This is a genomic window from Blautia sp. HCP3S3_D9 (assembly GCF_052063845.1).
Taxonomy (GTDB): domain Bacteria; phylum Bacillota; class Clostridia; order Lachnospirales; family Lachnospiraceae; genus Blautia_A.
This window is the reverse complement of sequence record NZ_JBQHWS010000023.1, coordinates 16,312-38,889: the sequence shown is the minus strand read 5'-3', so window position 1 is coordinate 38,889 and position 22,578 is coordinate 16,312. Positions and strand designations below refer to the sequence as shown.

The 22,578-nt window shown below is 42.7% G+C and carries 18 protein-coding genes; 2 read left to right on the top strand and 16 right to left on the bottom strand.

All coding sequences use genetic code 11. The features are described 5' to 3' along the window. The 6 genes from srtB to ACTNES_RS06930 form a co-directional block, all read right to left on the bottom strand. Positions 1-857, bottom strand: an 857-nt coding sequence (srtB, locus tag ACTNES_RS06955) for a class B sortase (protein ID WP_441039000.1), incomplete at its 3' end; no start/stop codon positions are given. 27 nt (positions 858-884) lie between these two features. Beyond that, positions 885-2,612 (bottom strand): ABC transporter ATP-binding protein, encoded by a 1,728-nt coding sequence (locus ACTNES_RS06950; protein WP_441038998.1) that lies wholly within the window; start codon positions 2,610-2,612, stop codon positions 885-887. A gap of 79 nt (positions 2,613-2,691) precedes the next feature. Next, the gene (locus tag ACTNES_RS06945) at positions 2,692-3,168 is read right to left on the bottom strand and encodes a S24/S26 family peptidase (RefSeq protein ID WP_441038997.1); all 477 of its coding nucleotides are present in this window, start codon (positions 3,166-3,168) and stop codon (positions 2,692-2,694) included. 169 nt (positions 3,169-3,337) lie between these two features. After that, the gene (gene ppdK / locus ACTNES_RS06940; RefSeq protein ID WP_441038995.1) at positions 3,338-5,968 is read right to left on the bottom strand and encodes a pyruvate, phosphate dikinase; all 2,631 of its coding nucleotides are present in this window, start codon (positions 5,966-5,968) and stop codon (positions 3,338-3,340) included. A 446-nt stretch (positions 5,969-6,414) separates the two neighbouring features. Continuing rightward, positions 6,415-7,671, bottom strand: coding sequence for a 6-phosphofructokinase (locus ACTNES_RS06935; protein WP_119233268.1), 1,257 nt, complete (start codon positions 7,669-7,671; stop codon positions 6,415-6,417). Between the two features lie 409 nt (positions 7,672-8,080). Next, a complete protein-coding gene (locus ACTNES_RS06930; protein WP_441038993.1) occupies positions 8,081-9,067 on the bottom strand; it encodes a hypothetical protein in 987 nt (328 codons plus the stop codon). Positions 9,068-9,252: 185 nt separating this feature from the next. Between ACTNES_RS06930 and ACTNES_RS06925 the strand changes: the two genes are divergently transcribed. Together ACTNES_RS06925 and ACTNES_RS06920 are read left to right on the top strand one after the other, a co-directional pair. Next, positions 9,253-10,131 carry an aldose 1-epimerase family protein gene (locus ACTNES_RS06925; protein WP_291806551.1) on the top strand — a complete coding sequence of 293 codons (879 nt, stop codon included), beginning with the start codon at positions 9,253-9,255 and terminating at the stop codon, positions 10,129-10,131. A 166-nt stretch (positions 10,132-10,297) separates the two neighbouring features. After that, on the top strand, positions 10,298-11,170 hold the full coding sequence (locus ACTNES_RS06920) for a homocysteine S-methyltransferase family protein (protein ID WP_441038991.1): 873 nt from the start codon (positions 10,298-10,300) through the stop codon (positions 11,168-11,170). 334 nt (positions 11,171-11,504) lie between these two features. Here ACTNES_RS06920 and ACTNES_RS06915 read toward each other — a convergent pair whose 3' ends face one another. From ACTNES_RS06915 to ACTNES_RS06870, 10 genes are all read right to left on the bottom strand, one after another. Continuing rightward, positions 11,505-12,509 carry a DUF362 domain-containing protein gene (locus ACTNES_RS06915; RefSeq protein ID WP_441039004.1) on the bottom strand — a complete coding sequence of 335 codons (1,005 nt, stop codon included), beginning with the start codon at positions 12,507-12,509 and terminating at the stop codon, positions 11,505-11,507. A gap of 167 nt (positions 12,510-12,676) precedes the next feature. Further along, on the bottom strand, positions 12,677-12,817 hold the full coding sequence (locus ACTNES_RS06910) for a hypothetical protein (RefSeq protein WP_441038989.1): 141 nt from the start codon (positions 12,815-12,817) through the stop codon (positions 12,677-12,679). Between the two features lie 197 nt (positions 12,818-13,014). Continuing rightward, positions 13,015-14,646, bottom strand: a complete 1,632-nt coding sequence (ptsP, locus tag ACTNES_RS06905) for a phosphoenolpyruvate--protein phosphotransferase (protein ID WP_291806542.1) — start codon at positions 14,644-14,646, stop codon at positions 13,015-13,017. 10 nt (positions 14,647-14,656) lie between these two features. Then, positions 14,657-15,691 carry a polyamine ABC transporter substrate-binding protein gene (locus ACTNES_RS06900; protein WP_291806540.1) on the bottom strand — a complete coding sequence of 345 codons (1,035 nt, stop codon included), beginning with the start codon at positions 15,689-15,691 and terminating at the stop codon, positions 14,657-14,659. A gap of 83 nt (positions 15,692-15,774) precedes the next feature. Beyond that, positions 15,775-17,619, bottom strand: coding sequence for an extracellular solute-binding protein (locus tag ACTNES_RS06895; protein ID WP_291806536.1), 1,845 nt, complete (start codon positions 17,617-17,619; stop codon positions 15,775-15,777). 11 nt (positions 17,620-17,630) lie between these two features. Next, positions 17,631-18,446, bottom strand: coding sequence for an ABC transporter permease (locus tag ACTNES_RS06890; protein ID WP_022381260.1), 816 nt, complete (start codon positions 18,444-18,446; stop codon positions 17,631-17,633). Continuing rightward, a complete protein-coding gene (potA, locus tag ACTNES_RS06885; RefSeq protein ID WP_291806530.1) occupies positions 18,446-19,492 on the bottom strand; it encodes a spermidine/putrescine ABC transporter ATP-binding protein in 1,047 nt (348 codons plus the stop codon). Before potA ends, ACTNES_RS06890 begins: the two co-directional genes overlap by 1 nt. Positions 19,493-19,674: 182 nt before the next feature. Next, on the bottom strand, positions 19,675-20,448 hold the full coding sequence (locus tag ACTNES_RS06880; RefSeq protein ID WP_291806527.1) for an ABC transporter permease: 774 nt from the start codon (positions 20,446-20,448) through the stop codon (positions 19,675-19,677). Continuing rightward, positions 20,445-21,308, bottom strand: a complete 864-nt coding sequence (locus ACTNES_RS06875) for an ABC transporter permease (protein ID WP_300335060.1) — start codon at positions 21,306-21,308, stop codon at positions 20,445-20,447. Before ACTNES_RS06875 ends, ACTNES_RS06880 begins: the two co-directional genes overlap by 4 nt. Continuing rightward, positions 21,295-22,557, bottom strand: coding sequence for an ABC transporter ATP-binding protein (locus ACTNES_RS06870; protein ID WP_291806522.1), 1,263 nt, complete (start codon positions 22,555-22,557; stop codon positions 21,295-21,297). The genes ACTNES_RS06875 and ACTNES_RS06870 overlap by 14 nt, the downstream gene beginning before the upstream one ends. Between the last annotated feature and the right edge of the window lie 21 nt (positions 22,558-22,578).

Here is a 22,578-nt window from a genome sequence, read left to right as displayed (position 1 = left end):
TTCTTTCCATTCCTATTTAAAACAGCCTGTACTAAATATCTAGACTGAGTTTGTCCTCCTACGCAGGTTTCCAGCGTAATGATATGGTCATCCGAAGTTACCTTGACATCACTGCGGATGTTTGCATCCATGGCACGCACATTAAAAATATCATCAATGTACTTCTCAAATACTTTTTTGTCCTTGAAATCAAAGGAATTCATAATGTGTCTGTCATCATAGGTGTAGGATGCAAATACTGTATATTTCAAGACACCTTCAGGTGTGTAAATATACACATCCGGATGACTGTCAAAGAAATCCTTATCCCGAAACAGATGAAGATTCTGGAACATGGACTGATTCTTCATATTATGTCCATAGATCACTGTGTTGGGATCCATAAAATCCTTACTGTTGCAGTCCTCTGTATAAATACAGCCTGCAAATCGTGGCTGCTGATACATATCATGACTTAAATAATAGGAAGGATCACCTTCACGCTGTGCAATCGGATAATCGATCTTTGTATCCGGGATTCTGATCCAGGCATAGATATCGGAATTCGTTTTCTGCAATTCATCGAAGTTGATGGGATTCTCCATATCAACAAAGAAGTTCTCAGTGATCTCAGCTTCTTCTCCCTGCTGTTCTCCGGTAAACTCCGCATTCTCTATCTCTTCCAGTGATACCTTGTCTTCCTCTTTCTTTCTGGCCTCTTCCTGAGCTGCTTTCTCTCTGGCTTCTGTCTGAAGCTGCTCATATTCTTTCTCTGTGCGGTAATCCTGATACAGATACCATCCGAGAAATCCCGCGCAGCAGATACAGCCTATAATTGAAATAATAAACACGATCCGCCATCCGCTTTTCTTTTTCATTTCTTAGCTTTCATCTCCTTCATATCTTCACTTCACCTGCTCCAGGTGATTCTCCTTAATTCTGTATATATGATCACTCATAGTCAGAACACTTGGACGATGGGTGGTTACAATGCAGGTTCTGTGAGCACCTATACTCATGATATTCTTCAGCACCCGCTCCTCTGTATCTGTATCAAGTGCGGAAGTTGCCTCATCAAGAATCAGTATGGGAGCATCTCTCAGCAGAGCTCTGGCTATGGCAATACGCTGCGCCTGTCCTTCCGAAAGTCCGGTACCTTTCTCTCCGATATGTGTATAAATATCTTCGGGCAGCTTTCTGACAAATTCATAGGCACAGGCTGTCTCCAGAACACTTCTGATCTCTTCATCAGTTGCATCGCTTTTGACCATTCTCATATTTTCGGCAATAGTTCCTGCGAACATGGTATTTCCCTGGGGAACATATCCGAACAGTTCTCTGGTTCCTGCTGAAATAGAGCAGCTGACTCCATTACAGTCTGTAAGGCTGGCAGTCCCAGAAGACGGATAAATCAATCCCAGAAAAACACGGATCAGTGTGGTTTTTCCCTCTCCCGAAGGTCCGATCACAGCTGAGATCCTGCCTGGTTCTGCAATAAAGTTCCCATTACGGACAACCTCATTGCCTTCTCTGTATACGACATTTACATCCCTGAGTTCAACAGTAATCCCCTTGTCAGCAGATTTCCTGATCCTGCCCACTTCCGGCATATCCAGAAATTTCTCTTTCTCAAGTCCTGAAACAGCCATAAGTCTGCCTGCACAGGTTGCTGCATTAATGGCAGACGGAACAATCTGTACCAGTGCAGAAAATGATGAAGACAGGGAATTTGCCATCTGAACAAACATCAGCAGGGTACCTGTTGTAATATATCCGCTCCACAGCCGGTATACACTCCAGCCGAAGCAGATATAGGAAACTCCCGTACCTACTGCTGAAAGAAATGATGATGTATATACGGTAAATTTATTATAATCCATCATTTTGTCCTGATAATCTCTCTGGAGACCTTTTAATTTGTCCTCAAAAAGGCTCATCAGGCCAAGGGCTTTTACAGACTGCAGATTCTGAAAAGTATCATCCTGAAATGCCATCAGATTACTGGTCATTTCCCTCATTTCTTTATTATAGCTTCTCATTTTTCCCATCAATTTCCTGGACAGAAGCACCGTGACCGGTGCACTGAGAAGGGCGATTCCCGACATAACAGGATCATAATGGAAAATGATTGCGAAAGCTCCTGCAAACTGGACCAGTTTGGTAATACAGTTAGGTATCCAGCTGATCACACTGGAAGCCACCTGATTTGCATCATTTGACAGACGGTTAAGAAGATCACCGCTGCGGAACTGATGGAGCGCCTCCCAGTCAGTATTTATGATCCTGTTATAAATATCTGCCTGAATCTCGTTCTGAACCACAACATTGATCCTGGCTGAGATCCTGCTGATCACCGCATTGGAAATAATTCCTCCCGCAGTCATACATACGATAATTACAGCCAGTATCAGAATCCTGTCTCTGTGTCCTCCGGTTACAGCATCAATGAGGTACTTGGACATTACACTGCTTCCCAGTCCCATCACTGTCCCGAAAATTCCGGAAAATATGTAAAAACATATGGATTTCCAGTATCTTCTGGCATATTGATACATCCATAATGTCTCTGCATAGATTTCTTTCAGATATCCTTGTTTGATTTTCGTGATTATTTTCTTAAAAGTCAAATTCAAATCTTGTCTCCAGTTGATCGCAGTCTTCTGTTTTTAATGTTTCCTATTATATCACCGCACTGTAGGTTTCTCAAGCAAATCAATGTAAAAAAAATGTATATAATCTCAGTATTAATGGGCGAAATGGCACAATTCTGAGCCAGATATGTCTGAAAAAAAGCCACCGGATATTCTTCTCACCGATTCTTTTTCCTTTTCGCTGGGCTTCAATGATAAGGCCAAATATCTGTTCCTGTTCAATTGGTCCCTCTGTATAGACCTGCCCGTCTCCCACAAACCAGTATTCTTTCCTGCCTGTCTTCGGGTTCTGCCTGATATAGCGGATCCTGTGCATGATATATTGTCCATTCTTTCTCTGAAAGAAAGCAATGTCACCTTTTCGCAATGAACGGTTTACTTCTTTTATCAGAACCTGGTCTCGTCCGTCTACCAGGAAAGGCAGCATACTGTTGCCCGTCACCACAAGCGGCACTTCTTTTCCTTCTTCCAGAAGTGAACGGATTATTTTCATATATTTTTCAGTGTCCACTTTTCTGACCGGGATCTGCTCCTGCATAAATTTTTCCTCTTTTCCAACAATTTCCATATATTCGGCACTGGGATTATAACACATCCCTGAATTAAAGTCCATGTAAAAATGGCCCTAAGATATCTCTATCTTAGGACCATTCTGTTATCGTTTGGACACTGTCATGCCTGCGCATGAACTTATATATTATTTATAATTATGCATTCTTCTCAGCGATTGCTGCCTGTGCTGCTGCAAGACGAGCGATCGGTACACGGAATGGTGAGCAGGATACATAGTTAAGACCGATCTTGTGGCAGAATTCTACAGAAGACGGATCTCCACCATGCTCGCCGCAGATACCTACGTGAAGGTTCGGGTTAACCGGTTTGCCGAGTTCGATAGCCATCTTCATCAGCTTGCCAACGCCAACCTGATCCAGTTTTGCAAATGGATCGTTCTCGAAGATCTTAGCGTCATAGTATGCGTTGAGGAATTTACCTGCATCATCACGGGAGAAGCCGTATGTCATCTGAGTAAGGTCGTTTGTACCGAAGCAGAAGAAGTCTGCCTCTTTAGCGATCTCATCAGCTGTAAGAGCTGCTCTCGGGATCTCGATCATTGTACCAACTTCATACTGAAGATCGGAACCAGCTGCTTTGATTTCTTCGTCAGCTGTTTCTACAACGAATTTCTTAACATATTTAAGCTCTTTGATATCGCCAACAAGCGGGATCATGATTTCCGGTTTGATTGTCCAGTCCGGATGAGCTTTCTTTACGTTGATTGCTGCACGGATTACGGCACGAGTCTGCATCTTAGCAATTTCTGGGTAAGTAACTGCAAGACGGCATCCACGATGTCCCATCATCGGGTTGAACTCATGAAGAGAAGCGATGATTGTCTTAATCTGTTCAACAGTTTTGCCCTGAGCGTCAGCCAGTTTCTTGATGTCGTCCTCTTCTGTAGGAACGAACTCATGAAGCGGCGGGTCAAGGAAACGAATTGTAACTGGGTTGCCTTCCAGAGCTTCGAAGAGTCCTTCGAAGTCTTCCTGCTGGAATGGAAGAACTTTTGCAAGAGCTTTTTCTCTCTCTTCTGCTGTTTCGGAGCAGATCATTTCACGGAATGCATCGATACGTCCCTCACCGAAGAACATATGCTCTGTACGGCAAAGACCGATACCTTCTGCACCAAGCTCTACAGCTTTCTTAGCATCTGCAGGAGTATCTGCGTTTGTACGAACTTTCATTGTTCTGTACTTGTCAGCCCATGCCATGATGCGTCCGAACTCACCAGCGATTGTAGCGTCTACAGTCGGGATGATTCCGTCGTAGATGTTACCTGTTGTACCATCGATGGAGATGAAATCTCCTTCATGGAACTCTTTACCAGCAAGTGTGAATTTCTTGTTTTCTTCGTCCATAGCGATATCGCCGCATCCGGATACACAGCACTCACCCATACCACGGGCAACAACTGCTGCGTGAGATGTCATACCACCACGAACTGTCAGGATACCCTGAGCAGATTTCATACCTGTGATATCTTCCGGAGATGTCTCAAGACGTACAAGTACGACTTTCTCTCCTCTTTCAGCCCATTCAACAGCGTCATCAGCTGTGAATACGATCTTACCGCAAGCAGCTCCAGGAGAAGCGCCAAGGCCTTTACCCATTGGTGTAGCAGCTTTAAGAGCAGCAGCATCAAACTGTGGGTGAAGAAGTGTATCAAGGTTACGTGGGTCGATCATAGCTACAGCTTCTTCTTCTGTTCTCATTCCCTCATCAACAAGGTCACAAGCGATCTTTAAAGCAGCCTGAGCTGTTCTCTTACCGTTACGTGTCTGAAGCATATACAGTTTACCATGTTCTACAGTAAACTCCATGTCCTGCATATCTCTGTAGTGTTTTTCAAGTGTTTCACAAACCTGTTTGAACTGTACGAATGCTTCCGGGAATTTCTGTTCCATTTCGGAGATGTGCATAGGTGTACGAACACCGGCAACAACGTCTTCACCCTGAGCATTTGTAAGGAATTCACCAAACAGACCGTTAGCTCCTGTAGCAGGGTCACGTGTGAAGGCAACACCTGTACCACAGTCATCACCCATGTTACCGAATGCCATCATCTGTACGTTAACAGCTGTACCCCAGGAATACGGGATATCGTTGTCACGACGATATACGTTCGCACGTGGGTTGTCCCATGAACGGAATACGGCTTTGATAGCACCCATTAACTGTTCCTTAGGATCAGTTGGGAAATCAGCACCGATTTTTGCTTTATATTCAGCTTTGAACTGTTCTGCTAACTCGTGAAGGTCTTCTGCTGTAAGTTCAACGTCCAGCTTAACACCTCTGTCAGCTTTCATCTTATCGATAAGTTCTTCGAAATATTTCTTTCCGACTTCCATAACTACGTCAGAGTACATCTGGATGAATCTTCTGTAGCAGTCCCATGCCCAACGAGCATTGCCGGATTTCTCAGCGAGTACGTTAACTACGTCTTCGTTTAAACCAAGGTTCAGGATAGTATCCATCATACCTGGCATAGAAGCTCTTGCACCAGAACGAACGGAAACAAGCAGAGGATTTTCTTTGTCACCGAATTTCTTTCCGGTAACTCCTTCCATTTTGGTGATTGCTTCCATGATCTGAGCCATGATCTCTTCATTGATCTGTCTTCCATCTTCATAGTACTGAGTACAAGCTTCAGTTGTGATTGTGAAGCCCTGCGGTACAGGAAGACCAAGGTTTGTCATTTCAGCAAGGTTAGCACCTTTACCACCCAGAAGGTTTCTCATATTAGCGTTACCTTCTGTGAACATGTAAACCCATTTTGCCATTTTACATTTTCCTCCTAATTATTGTTCTTTCTTTCACACATAAGTAAATATATAAAATATGTTTCTTATACGCACACAATTATTTTATAGAGTTTGTGTCGTTTCGTCAAGGTTAAACTGCTAAAATTAGCTAAATTTTTTATACATTCTGCATAATATGATTTATTTTATCATTCCTCTTATTGTCAGGGTTTTTACTGTCCTTTATTTGGGGCTTTCTCTTCGTTTGTAAAATGTACACGAAATATTATTTCTGCATATATTATCACAAAAAAGCTGTGTAGTTTCTTTGACTAACTGTATAATTAATCTGACATCTCCACTCTAATCCAAAATATATTCACGTAAAAGCAGTTTTTTCTTTCACACGTTATTATAACAATAAAAAACGGGAAACAAAACAGATAATCTTTTCTGCCTTGCTGCCCGTTTACAATCTTCGTCAATTATTTTTTTCTGCCCTTTTTCAGGTTCAGCACCAGATGTCTTGGCATACCATTTACCATAATCGGCTGGTAATCGCCCTGAATCAGAGGTTTGATGTAATCTACAAAGTCTTTGGTTACGTTTGTAGCATCTTTATTCATCCATTCTCTTGGTACAAGTTTCTCTTCGTTTGCGATTCTGTGTACATCATAAATGCCTGTAGCTGCCATATACGGATCATCGGAGACACGGTCAATAACAACCATCTTACCTGTATCGCCTTCATCTGCCGCCTTAACTGCAGCACCACCTACCATAAACGCCTCATCAATATCCACCCTGGATGCCATATGGGAAGCACTTCTCTGCAATGTAGAAAGCTCAACAGCTCTTGTCTTGCATCCACATTCCGCTGCCAGGAAATTAGCCAGATATGTAGCTGTTCCCTGCAGCTGTTTATGACCAAATGCATCTACATAATCTCCTACACTTCCAAGCTCACATACATACCTGCCATCTGCAAGTTTGATTCCCTCGGAAACTGCGATCACGATAGAAGATTTTTTCTTAAGAAGTTCTTTTACTTTTGCAAGGAATTTCTCAACATCAAAAGGTACTTCCGGAAGGTAGATCAGATCCGGTCCGTCACAGTCTTCGGATTTCGCAAGAGCTGTCGCACCGGTAAGCCATCCGGCATTACGTCCCATGATTTCCATGATGGTGATCATATTTTTCTTGTAGGTAAGACCCTGCGCATCGCGGATCACTTCTTTTGTGGATGCACCAATATATTTCGCAGCACTTCCGAAACCAGGTGTATGGTCTGTCAGTGCCAGGTCATTGTCGATTGTTTTCGGAACACCGAGGAACTTCTGTGTCTGGCCTGTAAGGATCGCATAATCAGACAGTTTCTTGATGGTATCCATGGAATCATTTCCACCAATGTAAATAAATGCGTAAATATCCAGTTTATTTAAAATCTCGAAAATCTTCTCGTAAATTGCTTTGTCTTCATGAATTTCAGGAAGTTTGTAACGGCAGGAACCTAAGAACGCAGATGGTGTTCTCTTTAGTAATTCGATATCCAGTTCTGAATGGATCTGTGTTGATAAGTCAATATACTGTTCATCCAGAAGTCCCTGAATTCCATGAAGCATTCCGTACACTTTGTCAAATCCACGTTCAATGGCATTCTTGTAAACTCCTGCGAGACTGGAATTGATTACTGCAGTAGGTCCCCCTGATTGTCCAACAATGATATTTCTTTTTTTCGCCATAGCAATTACCTCCTTGTTTTCACGTCTTCTTATTATGCCTTTGTTACCATCCACATGCTGCGGCCTGTATATGCCAGGCATGGAGTGAACAGTAACACGTCTTTTTTTGTTATAAGACTCGTTGAGGTAAATTGTAACAAATTAATTTTAGTTAGTCAACATTTTATTGTTATTTTTATACATATAGTTTTTATTCGATATTATTATAATTTTATATTTTTAGAATTATATCAGCTATTTTTATTACATTTTTGTACAATATACTCATTTTAAAAAGTGATAACCAACTCAAAAAAAGACACAGACAAGGAAATGAGATAATCTCAATAATTTCCATATCTGTGTCTTTCTATACTATGTAGTTCTTAATCCATCAAATCAAACGAATTTTTTATAAATTACTGTTGCTTTATTTAGCAGCTTCCGTGTCAGCTTCTGCTGTATCTGCAGAAGCATCATCTGCACTGTCGTCTGCCTTTGTGTCATCAGCTTTTGCATCGTCTTTCTTTTCTTCTTTGTCTTCGGCTTTTGGAGCTTCTGCAATTACTGTGATTGATTTTGCATTGCCGTCAGCATCCAGAACGATCTTTACTACGTCTCCCTCTTTCAGGTCTGTAAGTTTGATCGTTTCTGTCTCAGCTGCTGCATCTTTATCTTCTGCGGAAGCATCTGCATCTGCGCTGTCCTCTGTGTCTGCATCCTTGCTGTCATCAGATTCTGTTGCAGCTGTTGTGTCTGCTGTTTCGTCTGTAGAAGCGTCTGCTGCATCACTGTCTGCATCTTTTTCATCTGCAGTTTCGTCTTTCGCATCGTCAGCTTTCTTATCATCTTTTGGTTCCGGTGCTTTTTCTTTCTCTACTGTAGTAGCATCTGTAACTGTGACAGTCTGCTCATCACCTGTCAGATCCAGCATGGAATCTTTTTCATCTTTGGCATCTGCTGTATCATCTTTTGCTTTTTCTGTATCAGATTCGGAGGCGTCATCTTTACCGTCAGCACTATCTGTTGTATCACTGTCTGTATCTTCTGTTTCGTCTGCAGATGTATCATCTGCTGTATCTGTATCTTCAGTATCTTTCTCTTCAGAATCTGCATCTTTGGTGTCATCTTTTGCATCAGAAGTCTTATCGCCTGCCTCTTTGGCATCTGCTTCTTTCAGTGTACCAACTTTAATTGTAACACTGTCATCAGCAACCTTGGAAACTTCGCCGTATACAGTATCTTCTTCCGCTGTATCAGTATCTGCTGCAGCTGTATCCTCAGATGTAGAATCCTCTGTAGTATCTGCTGCCTCAGTTGTTGTTTCTGTTGTTGAATCTGTTGCTGCGAAAGCAACATTCATAGAAGTAAGTGTCAACGCTAAACCTAATGCTACTGCTAAATATTTACGTTTCATAATTTCAAGTCCTTTCTGTTTTTCGTTGATGGCTATACAATAGTTCGAAATTGTGTTCAAATTGTGACAACTTTCGTAAGAAATTGTGATTTTATATGACTTAAGGCAAAATAACCAGTAACATTTGTACTCGATCAGGCATTGTGCTATACTTAAAGCATCATTTTTATCAAGGAGGATTCCCTATGCTTCATACAATTGAAAACGACTATCTGAAAGTATCTGTAGATGATCACGGTGCTGAACTTTACAGCATTTTTGATAAAGTACATAACAGAGAAGTGATCTGGCAGGCAGATCCGGCTTACTGGAAACGTCATGCGCCGGTTCTTTTTCCTAATGTAGGACGCCATTTCGAAGATCACTACCGTATCGGCGAAACAGAATATCCATCTAAACAGCACGGATTCGCCAGAGACAGCGAATTTACCTGTGTGGATATGACAGCAGATTCTATCACACACAAGCTGAAATCTTCGAATGCTACAAAAGAAAACTATCCTTATGATTTTGAACTGAAGATCAAACATGTTCTGGAAAAAAATCAGGTCAGTGTATGCTGGGAAATCATAAACCACAGCAATGAAACTATGTACTTCACCATTGGCGGACATCCGGCATTTAATGTTCCTGCCCAGGGAAATGACGCTAAAAAAGAAGATTATCTGCTGACATTTAACGGCGAAAAGTCTCTGACTTATCTGCTTCTGGATCCAGCTTCCGGAACAGCTCTTCCGGATCAGACCAAAACGCTGGAACTCACAGACGGCACCTGCCATATTGATGCTCATATGTTTGACAATGATGCATTGATCTTTGATAACCAGATTGAAAAAGCCGGCATTGCTTTTCCTGACGGAACTCCTTATCTGGAACTTACCTGCCACCGTTTCCCGAACTTCGGTATCTGGTCTGTGCCTGGTTCTTCTTTCGTTTGTCTGGAACCGTGGATGGGAAGATGCGATGACTGTGGATTCAAAGGAGACCTTTCCGAAAAAGCAAATATCAATGCATTGAATGCTGATGAAATTTTTAATGCCTCCTATGAAATAAAAATTTACTAATTTTTTCCATTTACCTCTGCATTGTGCTATAATGGCAGATAGCATTTGCAGACAAAAGAGACAAATGCCTGTTGTTGCTTCATTCCAAGGATCAAAACAGTAATACTGTGTTACCAGTCACGGAGCGAACAGCAGCAACAATTATATGAAACAGGAGGAAATTCCCATGACAAAAGAAGAATTTCAGAAACTGACACAGAATGTTGTACTGCTCGACGGTGCTACTGGTTCCAATCTTATGGCTGCCGGAATGCCAAGGGGAATCTGTACAGAAGCATGGATCATGGATCATAAAGAGGTTCTGCAGAATTTACAAAAAGCTTATGTGGAAGCAGGAAGCCAGATCGTATATGCGCCTACTTTCGGCGGAAACCGTTACAGTCTCGGGCTGCACGGACTGCAGGATAAGCTTGCAGAAATGAACCATGCACTTGTCAATATTTCCAGAGAAGCAGTCGGACACAAGGTTTATGTTGCAGGTGATATTACCACAACAGGTAAGATGATGGAACCTGCCGGTGACCTCACTTATGAGATGGCATACGAAGCATACTGTGAACAGATTAAAGTTCTTGAGGATGCGGGTGTCGATCTGATCGCTGCGGAAACTATGATCAATATCGAAGAAACACTTGCTGCACTGGATGCTGCTGCATCTGTAAGTTCTCTTCCTGTAATGTGTACAATGACCGTAGAAGCTGACGGAAGCATTTTCAGCGGAGGAAATGCTGTGGAAGCTGCGATTGCCCTTGAGGGTGCAGGCGCTGTGGCAGTTGGTATCAACTGTTCTGTAGGACCTGACCAGCCGGTATCCGTTGTCCGCAATATTAAAGAGAACGTATCTATTCCTGTTATCGCCAAGCCTAATGCAGGTATGCCAACGATCGATGACCAGGGAAATGCCATTTACAGTATGGATGCACAAAGTTTCGCAGAACATATGAAAGTTCTGATCGAAAATGGTGCATCTGTTGTCGGAGGATGCTGCGGCACGACTCCGGAATTTATCCGTGAAGTAAATAAGATTCTCGGAAGATAATTATTGGACTGCCAGTAAATTCTAGTCAAGCGGATATTCGCAATCCGCTTCGCTACTTGCTCATAACCAAATAACTGCTCCGCAGTTTATCAGAAAGAGCTTGCACTCTTCCTGATACAAGCAAGTCCCCACCCACTGCTTATTGCTTATCGCAATTGAAGCAGGGGACTTACTTGATTTGGTTAAAAGCACATGACTTCAGAGTTGAGAATGTTCTGAATCTGAACCTTATCTTCTGTCATGTGCTTTTACTTATATCTTTCACTATCTCTTCAGTTGATGAAGTCTTCTCTCTGATTAATCAGGCTGTCAAAAACTTCATTTGAGCAAGATTTCATTTCACTTTTATTGCTTTCTTCGGACACATCTCCTGGCAGCAAAAACACCGGATACATTTTCTGTAATCATATACTGGTGGTTTCCCTTTGCCTTTTCTGAAATCCACTGCTTTTCCAGGAACCGGGCAGCTCTGGACACAGATACCGCAGTGGATACATTTATCTGCTTCTATATATGGCTTCTTCTGGAATATCTTTAATGCTCCTGCCATTCTTGTCCAGATATTCTTGCGCACTTCAGTACGGTCTACATTAAAAGCAGGATTTCCATACTTCTTTACTGCCTCTGCCATGGAAATCTCCCCATCTGGTGTCAGAAGTGTAATATTCTCTTCTTTCCATGTACCAAGTCCCATTTTCTCACCATGATAGTTTGTCGGAACCATCTCCGGTTTCAGGTAAACCAGACGGCTGAATACACTGTCCAGTGCAACCGGATCTGTGGACATCAGCAGTACATTCATAGGAACAGGATCCCCTGAGCCCGGTCCATTGCCTTCCATGGCTACAATTCCGTCCATCACATACAGCTTTGGTTCCACACATTTATTCAGGTCAATAAGCATTCTGGCAAAGCTGTCTGCACTTGGATACTGCGTGTGACCTTTTGCTTTATGAAAACCATACACAAATCCGTAACTGTTCTTGACAGCACCTGTGATTCTCTCCAACGCATGTGTTTTCATCTTGCTCAAAGAAATCACACAGTCCTGTTCCAGCAATTCTTTTGGCAGAATAAATCCCTTTGCCTGAATTCCCTGCGGATAAGCAGTTTTCACCCCCTCTGAATAATCAATGGCCGGAATATGATATTTATCCAGATAAGTATCCATTCCAGTTCCACGGATCACTGCCTGCGTAGTTCCATGACCACAGGAATCCGCAAGCACAATATGCTCATACCCATTTTCCCGCAGTATCCTTGCAAAAGTTCCCACAACAACCGGATGTGTAATCACCGCCTTCTCTACTTCTGCTTTTTTCAGCAAATTCGGTTTAATGCTAACTTCTCATTATTTTCCTACTCAAACACTTAAAACTCTGATAAATACTGAGTTGTTCGTAATTTTGTTGGTGGATAAATGAGTAGGTATGTTTACTTAGCAAAAAACTTTAAAACCTTTTGTTTTAGCTAATAACAGGGTGTGAGTAGGAAAAAAATGGGAAGTTAGCATTTAAGCAAAATCTTTGCATCTTTTGGAATCAGATTTTCCAGTCCCCCCAGAAAATCCAACCCCTGTTTCAGCAATGTATTAATTTTTTCTTCATCATACTCCCTGCATGGAAGTAATACTACTTTGCTCTTCATCTAATTCCCCCGTCCCATGTCATATATAATATCCGCCTTCCCTCTGCCAACAGTATCTAGACACCTGCCTATAACTAACATTTTTATCCTATTTCTTTTTACCACAAGTTAAAAAGCCACTCGCCTTTACGCGACATGGCTTTCAATCTCAGAATATGCCAGATAACCTGTACATCTATCTGGTAAATCCCTGTTTCTTATTTTTTATTATCACCGGACAGATCTGCCTGTCGCAGAGCTTTTCTCACTGGTAAAATACATGCCGGAACTACAGAAAGACAATCTACACCCATCCGTAGAAACTCTTCTGTCAAAGCGGTATCTGCCGCAAGTTCTCCACAGATACACACTCGCTTATTTTCCGCATGCCCTGCTTCGATCACCATTCGGATCATACGCAGTACTGCCGGATGATGGTCATTATATTTCTTACGCAGAAGAGGATTCTGTCTGTCCATTGCCAATGTGTACTGACTCAGGTCATTCGTTCCGAGACTCAGGAAATCCACTCTTCTCGCAAGCTCACGGCTGATCATAACTGCCGCCGGAGTCTCGATCATGATTCCTGTTTTTACATTTTTATACGGAATCCCTTTATCATCCAGACCTTTTTTAACCTCCTGGATAATCGCATCAATTTCATCCATTTCTTCTTCAGAACTGATCATCGGATACATCAGCGCCAGATTTCCATAAGCACTCGCCCTGAAGATTGCACGAAGTTGCGCTTTGAACATCTTCTTTCTGTCCAGGCAGAGGCGGATTCCTCTGTTTCCCATGATCGGATTGGTCTCGTCCGGAATATTCAGATATTCGGCCTGTTTGTCTGCACCCAGATCGGCAGTACGGATCACCGCGATCCTGTCTCCCAAAGTTTCTGCAATCTTTTTATATGCCAGAAAAAGTTCATTCTCACGAGGATAATTCTCTCTTCCCAGATACTGGAATTCGCTGCGCAGAAGTCCGATCCCTGCTGCTCCGTAATAGAGAACGCTGTTCAGGTCGTCCATATTTCCGATATTGGCATAAATCTCAATTCTTCTGCCATCCTTTGTAACATCCGGTTCTTCCCTTAATTTGAGAAGTTCTTCTCGCTCTTCCATATCAGCCTGCCTGCGGATCTCATACTCTTTTTTTACTTCTTCATCAGGATTGATATACAGACATCCTGTATATCCGTCCACAATGGCCAGTTGTCCATCCCACTCTGTATCCGTGTCAATCTCGATCAGTGCAGGAATATTCATGGTCTTTACCAGAATAGCTGCATGTGAAATGTCGGATCCATGGTGTGTGACGATCGCCATCAGTTTATCCTTGTCCATCTCCATCAGTTCTGTTGGTGTAATACTCTCTGTGACAACGATCACCGGTTCATCACCCAGATCGATCCTCGGGGAAACACCTCCAAGTTCACTGATCAGACGGTCTGATATCTCGCGTATATTAGCCAGTCTTTCTTTGATCGCAGGCTCCTCCAGATTTCTGAAAGTAGACAGGATCTCATCTCTGGTAGTCATTACTGCATAGGCAGAATTTACTTTTTCATTCTGAATAATACTCTCAATTGCCCTCTGAAAACTCTTTCCCTCCAGCAGTTCTTTCTGCCGGAGAAAAAGTTCCGCCTGAGATTCCTGAATCATACAATTCTTCTCATACAGTTCCGTCAGCTGCTCTATTACTCTGGCACGCGCCTGACGGAAAATACTGAGTTCACTTTTCACATCCGTAATCTCATACTGGCGTATCTGATATTCACTCTTATGATAATAAACAATTTTACCGATGGCAATTCCAGGAAAAGCACCGGTTCCTTTGTAAATATCCATTTTAAACTCCTTAGTCGCAGGCTGCCTTAAATTCAGTCCAGTTCTTCTGGTACTGTGCGTCTGCGTCCTGGCTTACGTTCTGGACGATCTCGCCCTTTGTAACGTCATCCGGAACTACCAGATCCGGATTTACCAGTTCATCTGCTGCTTTGTTTGTGCTGTAATAGCCAATGTAGTCTGTGCATTTTGCTGCAACTTCCGGCTGCATGATATAATCCATGAAAGAATATGCCGCATCTTTATCCGGTGCCTCACTCGGGATAAACATACCCATGATACCGAAGCCAAGCCCCTCTTCCGGATATACCACTTTCAGATCAGGATTCTCAGCAAGTGCTGCTGTTACCTGTGAAGTGTAAAGGAATCCTACACTTGCCTCTCCGTTAAGAAGTGCATTCTGTGTATTATCATCCTGGATCAGACGTACATTCGGAGCAAGTTCCAGAAGTTTCTCCCCTGTCTTCTTGATCACATCCACGTTTTCTTCGTTCATGCTCTCTCCCATGGAAAGCTGAGTGATACCATTGATTACACGGTAGTTTGCAGTCAGTGCAATGCTGTCCTCAAGAGACGGATCCCAGAGGTCTTTATATCCTTTGATATCAATATCCACCTGCTCCGGATCATAAACGATCAGCGGGATACCTGCTCCGTAAGGAACTGTGTATTCATCATCCGGATCATAGAACTGTCCCTGATATAACGGATTGATATTTCCGATGTTCTCAAGAGAATCTTTGTCAAGCTTCTCTGCAAGGCCCTCCTGGATCGCAGTTTCCAGAATGTAATCGTCTGCGATTACGATATCATAATCGCCACCTTTTGCCATGGAAAGTTTCTCCAGCATGGTTTCATCTGTATCAAAGTTTGAATAAACAACTTTCACACCTGTCTCTTTTTCGAAGTCATCGAGAACTTCCTGCGGGAACATTCCCTCCCAGGTAAAGAGAACAAGTTCTTTATCATCTCCTGCATCCTTGAATCCGGTGAATATTGTTCCGGCCATTAATGCACACATTACTACTGCAAGTACTCTTTTTTTCATAATCGATCTCCCTTCTTATGTCCTGCATTGATGTTTGTATCGGCCGCTGCCTTCCATTCACCAGCAGACAGCGGCCATCTTTTTTACTTTGCTTTTACCTTAGTCCAGAGTTCTGCAAATTTCTGCTTGATCTTTGGCTGCTGGTAAGCGAAGATTTCGTTATTCGGGTTGGTGGTATCCGGAATGTAAGAATCAATTCCTGCATAATCTCCATCCCTCATTGTTTCAAAAGCACTCTTCACTGTAGAAGTATACCCTACTTCTTCCGTATTGGAAAGAGCAGATTTATCACTGATCATAAAATTGATGAATTCATGGGCAAGCTGTACCTCACTGCAGTCCTTTGTGATAACCATTGCATCATACCATCTGTTGGTTCCCTGTTCCGGTGTGAAGTAGTCCAGATTCGGGTTTTCACTGATAATGTAAGATGCATCTCCGGAGTACACAACTGCCAGCGCTTTGTTTCCTGAAATCATGTTGTCGATCACATCATCACCTGCATAGATCGGATCCATAGTGTCACGCTGATCGATCAGCCACTGATAAGCCTCCTCGATCTCGGCTTCATTTGTGGTATTCATAGAATACCCAAGTGCTTTTAATGCTATCATAAAGGAATCTCTCTCAGAATCATACATGTAAATATTTCCTTTATATTTAGGATTACACAGAAGATTCCATCCATCTTTCAGATCAGCCTCATCTACTACTGTCTTATCATAAAGGATTCCTACTGTTCCCCAGAAATACGGACAGGAATAACGGTTGCCCGGATCATAGCTCTGGTTCATGACATCATCCAGCAGATTTTTCTTGTTCGGAATTTCTTTCCAGTCAAGTGCCTGCAGATATTCTTCTTTGATCAGTCTCTCAATCATGTAATCAGACGGGATCAGCACGTCATAAGTCTCACCGCTTGAAAGCTTGGTATACATCATCTCATTTGACTCAAAAGTCTCGTATACGATGGTACAATCATACTTTTTCTCGAAATCCTCCAGCAGAGAAAGATCCATATACTCTCCTGCATTGTAAACTTTCAGCACATGAGTGGACTGTGCCACGAATCCCCATTTGATCAGCCCTGCTGTAACGGCAACAACCAGAACTACAGAGACAATTTTTACTGCTTTCCTGTTCAGCTTCCTGGCTTTGTTCTTAAACTTCGGAAGCAGATTGGCCAAAAGCAGTACCACGATGATGACTACGATCACGATGGTTGACAGAGCATTGATCGTCGGATTGATACGCTTTGTCATATTATATACAACAATAGAGATATTCTTTACACCATTTCCTGATACGAAATAGGAAATGACAAAATCATCAAATGACATGGTAAATGCAAGCAGCGCACCTGCAAAAATACCCTCTTTGATCATCGGCACGATAACCTTTGTCAGAGCCTGAAAAGGTGTTGCCCCAAGGTCCATGGCAGCATTTGCCATATTGGGGTCCAGAGCTCTTACCTTCGGATAAACGCTGGTAATTACATACGGGGTACAGAATGCAATATGTGCCAATAGCATAGTCAGATATCCTTTTCGAAATCCCAGAGAGGAAAACAAGAGCATCAGGCTGATGGCAGTTACGATCTCAGGATTCAGGATCGGTATATTATTAATATTCAAAAGCAGTTCCTTGATTACCTTCTTTGACTTGGATAAACCAATCGCTGTAATGGTTCCAAGTATTGTAGAAACAATGGTCGCAATGATCGCAATGGTAACAGATACATAAACTGCCTTAATTACTTCCCCATTACCGAGAAGTTCCTGATACCAGCGCAGGGAAAAGCCTGTAAATCTGGTCAGTGACTTGGATGAGTTAAAAGAAAAGATCATCGTCACCAGGATCGGCAGGTAAAAGAAAGCAAGGCAGAGTACTACATATAACATTGAGAAAAATTTATTATTACGTTTCATGCTGTCCTCCCTTATTCATCTTTATCCATCTTCTTCATCAGGCTCATAAAGATCAGAATGAGCACAGCCAGAATCAGAGAAATCGCACTTCCGAAGTTCCAGTCGCCAACAGAGATAAACTGAGACTCGATCAGGTTACCGATCAGCATGTACTGTCCGCCTCCGAGAAGTTTCGGAATAACGAATGTGGAAATAGACAGCAGGAATACCATCATGATTCCATTGAGCACACCGGGGATGGACAATTTCCAGATAACCTTTGTGAAGGTCTGGAATTTATTTGCACCCAGGTCATAGGCAGCCTCGATAAAGGATTTATCCATCTTACTCAGGGATGTATGGATCGGGATGATCATAAACGGCATAAAGTTACAGACCAGACCAACCACTACGGAAAAATCCGTATACATCATTGTCACCGGGGAAATCCCCAGTAATCCAAGCAAATGGTTGATGATACCATTGTCTGACAGCAGGTTCATCCATGCATAAGTACGCAGAAGCATATTGATCCATTCCGGAATGGTTACCAGCAGGATCAGAAGACTCTGGGATTTCTCCGGACATTTGGAAATAATATATGCCAGCGGATAGCCAAGCCCCAGACAGATGACCGTCGTCAGGATTCCAAGCTTAAAGGATTTGAAAATAACGCTCATATACGTAGCTTCCAGGAATTTGCGGAAATTCTCCAGTGTAAAGGAGAACGTCAGCACTTCGTTTCCATCTTCTGTAAATGCATATAATGCGATCAGTATCAGCGGGATGACAATGACCACAAATGCCCACACAAGATATGGTTTGATAAGATTTCTATACTGTTTCATCAGTAGCTTCCCATCTTACACATAACATGGATGTCTTCAGGCCCGAATTTCAGTCCCACTTCCCTTCCGACTTCCGCATAATCTGTGGTGTGAACCATATAAGTACGAAGCTCTGTTTCGATCAGGATCTCATAGTGCACACCCTTGAATGTAATGTTGCGCACGATTCCTCTGATCTTTGCCTGATCAGGATCTACAATATCCAGATCCTCAGGTCTTAATACAACTTCGATCTCTTCATTATCTTCAAATCCTTTATCTACACACTCGAATTCAAATCCATCAAATGCAACCAGATAGTCACGGATCATGGTTCCTTCGATGATGTTGGACTCACCGATAAAGCCTGCAACAAAACGGTTTTCCGGCTCATTGTAGATATCTGTAGGCGAACCGATCTGCTGAATCTCACCGTTATTCATAACAACAACTGTATCTGACATGGACAGGGCTTCTTCCTGGTCATGGGTAACATAAATGAAAGTGATGCCAACTTCCTGCTGGATCTTCTTTAATTCTACCTGCATCTGTTTACGGATCTTTGCATCCAGCGCACCCAGAGGCTCATCTAAAAGCAGAACCTTCGGCTCATTTACCAAAGCTCTGGCAATGGCCACTCGCTGCTGCTGTCCACCGGAGAGCAGAGTTACATCTCTTTTCCCAAAGCCTTCCAGACCAACCATCTTCAGCATACGTTCTACCTTCTGAGCGATAACAGTCTTATCTACTTTCTTCAGATTCAGTCCGAAACCGATATTCTCCGCCACATTTAAATGAGGAAAAAGCGCATACTTCTGAAATACAGTATTAACCTCTCTCTTATATGGGGGAAGCTTGGAAATCTCAATCCCGTTAAACAATACCTCTCCGTCACTTGGCTCTTCGAATCCTGCAATGATTCGAAGTGTGGTTGTCTTGCCACATCCGCTTGGCCCCAGCAGCGTCAGGAATTCCTTTTCGTAAATATCCAGATTGATGCCGCGCAAAACCTGCTGATCATCAAAATTCTTTGTCAGATTTTTTAACTCAATCAGTTTGTTCATCATCTTTTCCTTCCTCTAAATGTTTTTTTCTTGTTACCGTTTCCCTTATCTGATATCAGGACTGAATTTCTTTTGCCTGTGACCAGATATTTGTAAACTGCTTTTTTGCATTACATTTTTTATATTTTCAGTCCGGCAAATAGAATAATTTACCATCCACTCAAAATATCCTAAAAATTTTAATATTATTTTCTCTTTCTTGTTATCAGTGAATAAACAATAAAAATTATCAGTGTAGCCGCCAGCAGAATTGTACATAACGCATTGATTTCCGGCGTTACTCCCGTCTTTAACTGTGTATATACCTTGATCGGCAGCGTAGACAATCGTGGTCCGTTTACAAAGATACTGATTACCACATCATCCATGGACATGGCAAACGCAAGCAGAGAGCCTGAAATTACCGCCGGCATGATCAGTGGCAACGTAATATCCCAGAATGCCCGGAAAGGTCCTGCGCCCAGATCCCTTGCTGCTTCTTCCAGTGCCGGATCCATGCCTGCCAGTCTTGCCCTCACTTCCATCAGAATATATGGCACACAGAATACTGTATGACCGATCAGCAGTGTCAGCATACCAAACGGCAGGTTCAGCATGTAAAAGAATGCCATCAACACCATACCAAGAATGATCTCTGGTATCATCAAAGGCAAGATGGAAATATATTCCAGAGCACCTTTTGATTTCCAGTGAATCCTTGACAAACCAACTGCCCCCAGAGTACCGATCACTGCACTCACCAGACAGCTTAATGCCCCAAGGATCAGACTGTTTACCAGTGCCTCCAGCATTGCCCTGTCATGGATCAGTTCCTGATACCATTTCAGGGAAAATCCTGTAAACTTTACCGCCAGCTTCGATTCATTAAATGAGAATACGATCACTACTGCAATGGGGAGATACATTAGAAAGAAAATCAGTCCCATATAAAATCCGGCAAATTTTGAATTCTTTTTCATCCGATTCCCTCCAGTTCTCTGGCATTTGTTACTTTTCTGTAGATCATGATCAGTACGGTTGTAAGTACCATCATCACTACAGCAAGCGCTGCCGCAAATGGCCAGTTACTTCCTCTCGTCATCTGATCCTGGATCAGACTTCCGACGAGAACGACTTTATTTCCGCCCAGGATATCAGCAATAAAGAACAGTCCCATGGACGGCACGAAAGTCAGGATCACACCGGAAAGCAATCCCGGCAGTGTAAGCTTCAGTGTTATGGTGAAAAATGCCTGCATTCTGGATGCACCAAGGTCTCTGGCAGCCTCCACATAAGACCAGTCCAACTTCTCGGCACTGGAATACACAGACATGATCATGAACGGAAGTAATACATAGATCATACCGATCACGATCGCCGGATAACTGTACAGAATTGACAGCGGTTTCTCAATGATCCCAAGCTTTATCAATACAAAATTTAAAAGTCCTTTTTTCTGCAGGATGATGATCCAGCCATACAGACGGATCAGTGAATTTACCCAAAATGGTGTGGACAACAGAAGCTGCGCTTTCTTTTTTCGGTGCTCCGGTAATCTTGCCATGAAGTACCCGAACGGATATCCTATCAGTGCAATCACAATCGTACTGGTAAACGCCAGTTTCAAAGATTCTACAAATGTATTCAGATATACCGGTTCCAGAATATTTCTGTAATTGTCCAGCGTAAATTTCCAGGTCACACCAAATCCTCTGGACGGCGTGGCAAAACTCAGCGCCACCATATAGATCAGGGGGCATACCACAAACACGATCGTGAAAATATATAGCGGAAGTGCCATCCATACAGAGCTGTCAGAACGTTTCCTACGCTTCTTCATGAATGTCCTCCCTGTCTACCAGTACTGCATCTGTCGGCAGGAAACTGCATCTCACTGTCTGGCCTTCTGCCACAGATGCATCAATTCCGTATCTGCTGGCGATCAGTTCTGTACCGTCACTCAGTTTCAGAGTTACACGGAGCTGGCCTCCTGCAAAATTCTTCTCTGTTACAGTTGCCTGTAAACCAGATATACTATCCGTATTATGTGTATCTAAAATATCATCTGCCACACTTATATCAACAGCATCTCTATTATCTGTATCAGCATCACCAGTTATAGTACCTTCTTGTAACAATATATTTTCACTTCTCACAGCCAGAGTTACTTTCTCTCCTGCTGCCAGATACTGTCTCGCCTCTGTATTCTGCTCTCTTTCTACAGTTGTTTCTTCGTTCTGCATCTGTCTTCCAGAATCTTTTTCTGTATTCTGCTGATTTGTTCCAGGGTTTACAATTACCCTGTCATTTCCAATCTTCACAACCGCATTGTACCCCTGAACGCGTTCCACAACTCCATGCAGAATATTTGCATTTCCCACAAATGTTGCCACATAGCTGGTTTTCGGATGATTATAAATTTCATCCGGTGTTCCAATCTGCTCGATACGTCCGTCTTTCATCACTGCAATCCTGTCAGACATATTGATGGCTTCTTCCTGATCGTGAGTGATATAGATAAATGTAATTCCCAATTTCTTCTGCAAATGCTTCAATTCTATCTGCATCGCCCGACGAAGCTGCAGATCCAGCGCTCCCAACGGTTCATCCAGCAACAGTACTTTTGGGTTATTCACCAGCGCTCTCGCAATCGCGACTCGCTGTTTCTGACCACCCGAAAGTTCTGAAGGTTTTCTTTTTTCATATCCTTCAAGCTGTACCAATTCCAGCATCTGAGAAACTTTTTTCTTAATCTCATTCTTTGGAACTTTCTTCAGTTTCAGCCCGTACCCGATATTCTCTGCCACATTCATATGTGGAAAGAGCGCATAATTCTGGAATACTGTATTTACATCTCGCTGGTTTGGTTCCAGCCCGGTCACTTCCCTGCCGTCCAGCCAGACACTTCCAGCATCGGGCTGCTCCAGTCCGGCAATGATCCGCAGTGTTGTCGTCTTGCCGCATCCCGAAGAGCCCAACAGTGTGATAAACTCGCCCTTACTGATCACAAGACTGATATTATCCAGAACTGCTTCGCCTTCTGTAAAACTTTTCTTTATCTCTTTCAGTTCAAGTGAAATCTCTGCCAACTTTACTCAGCTCCTTTCATG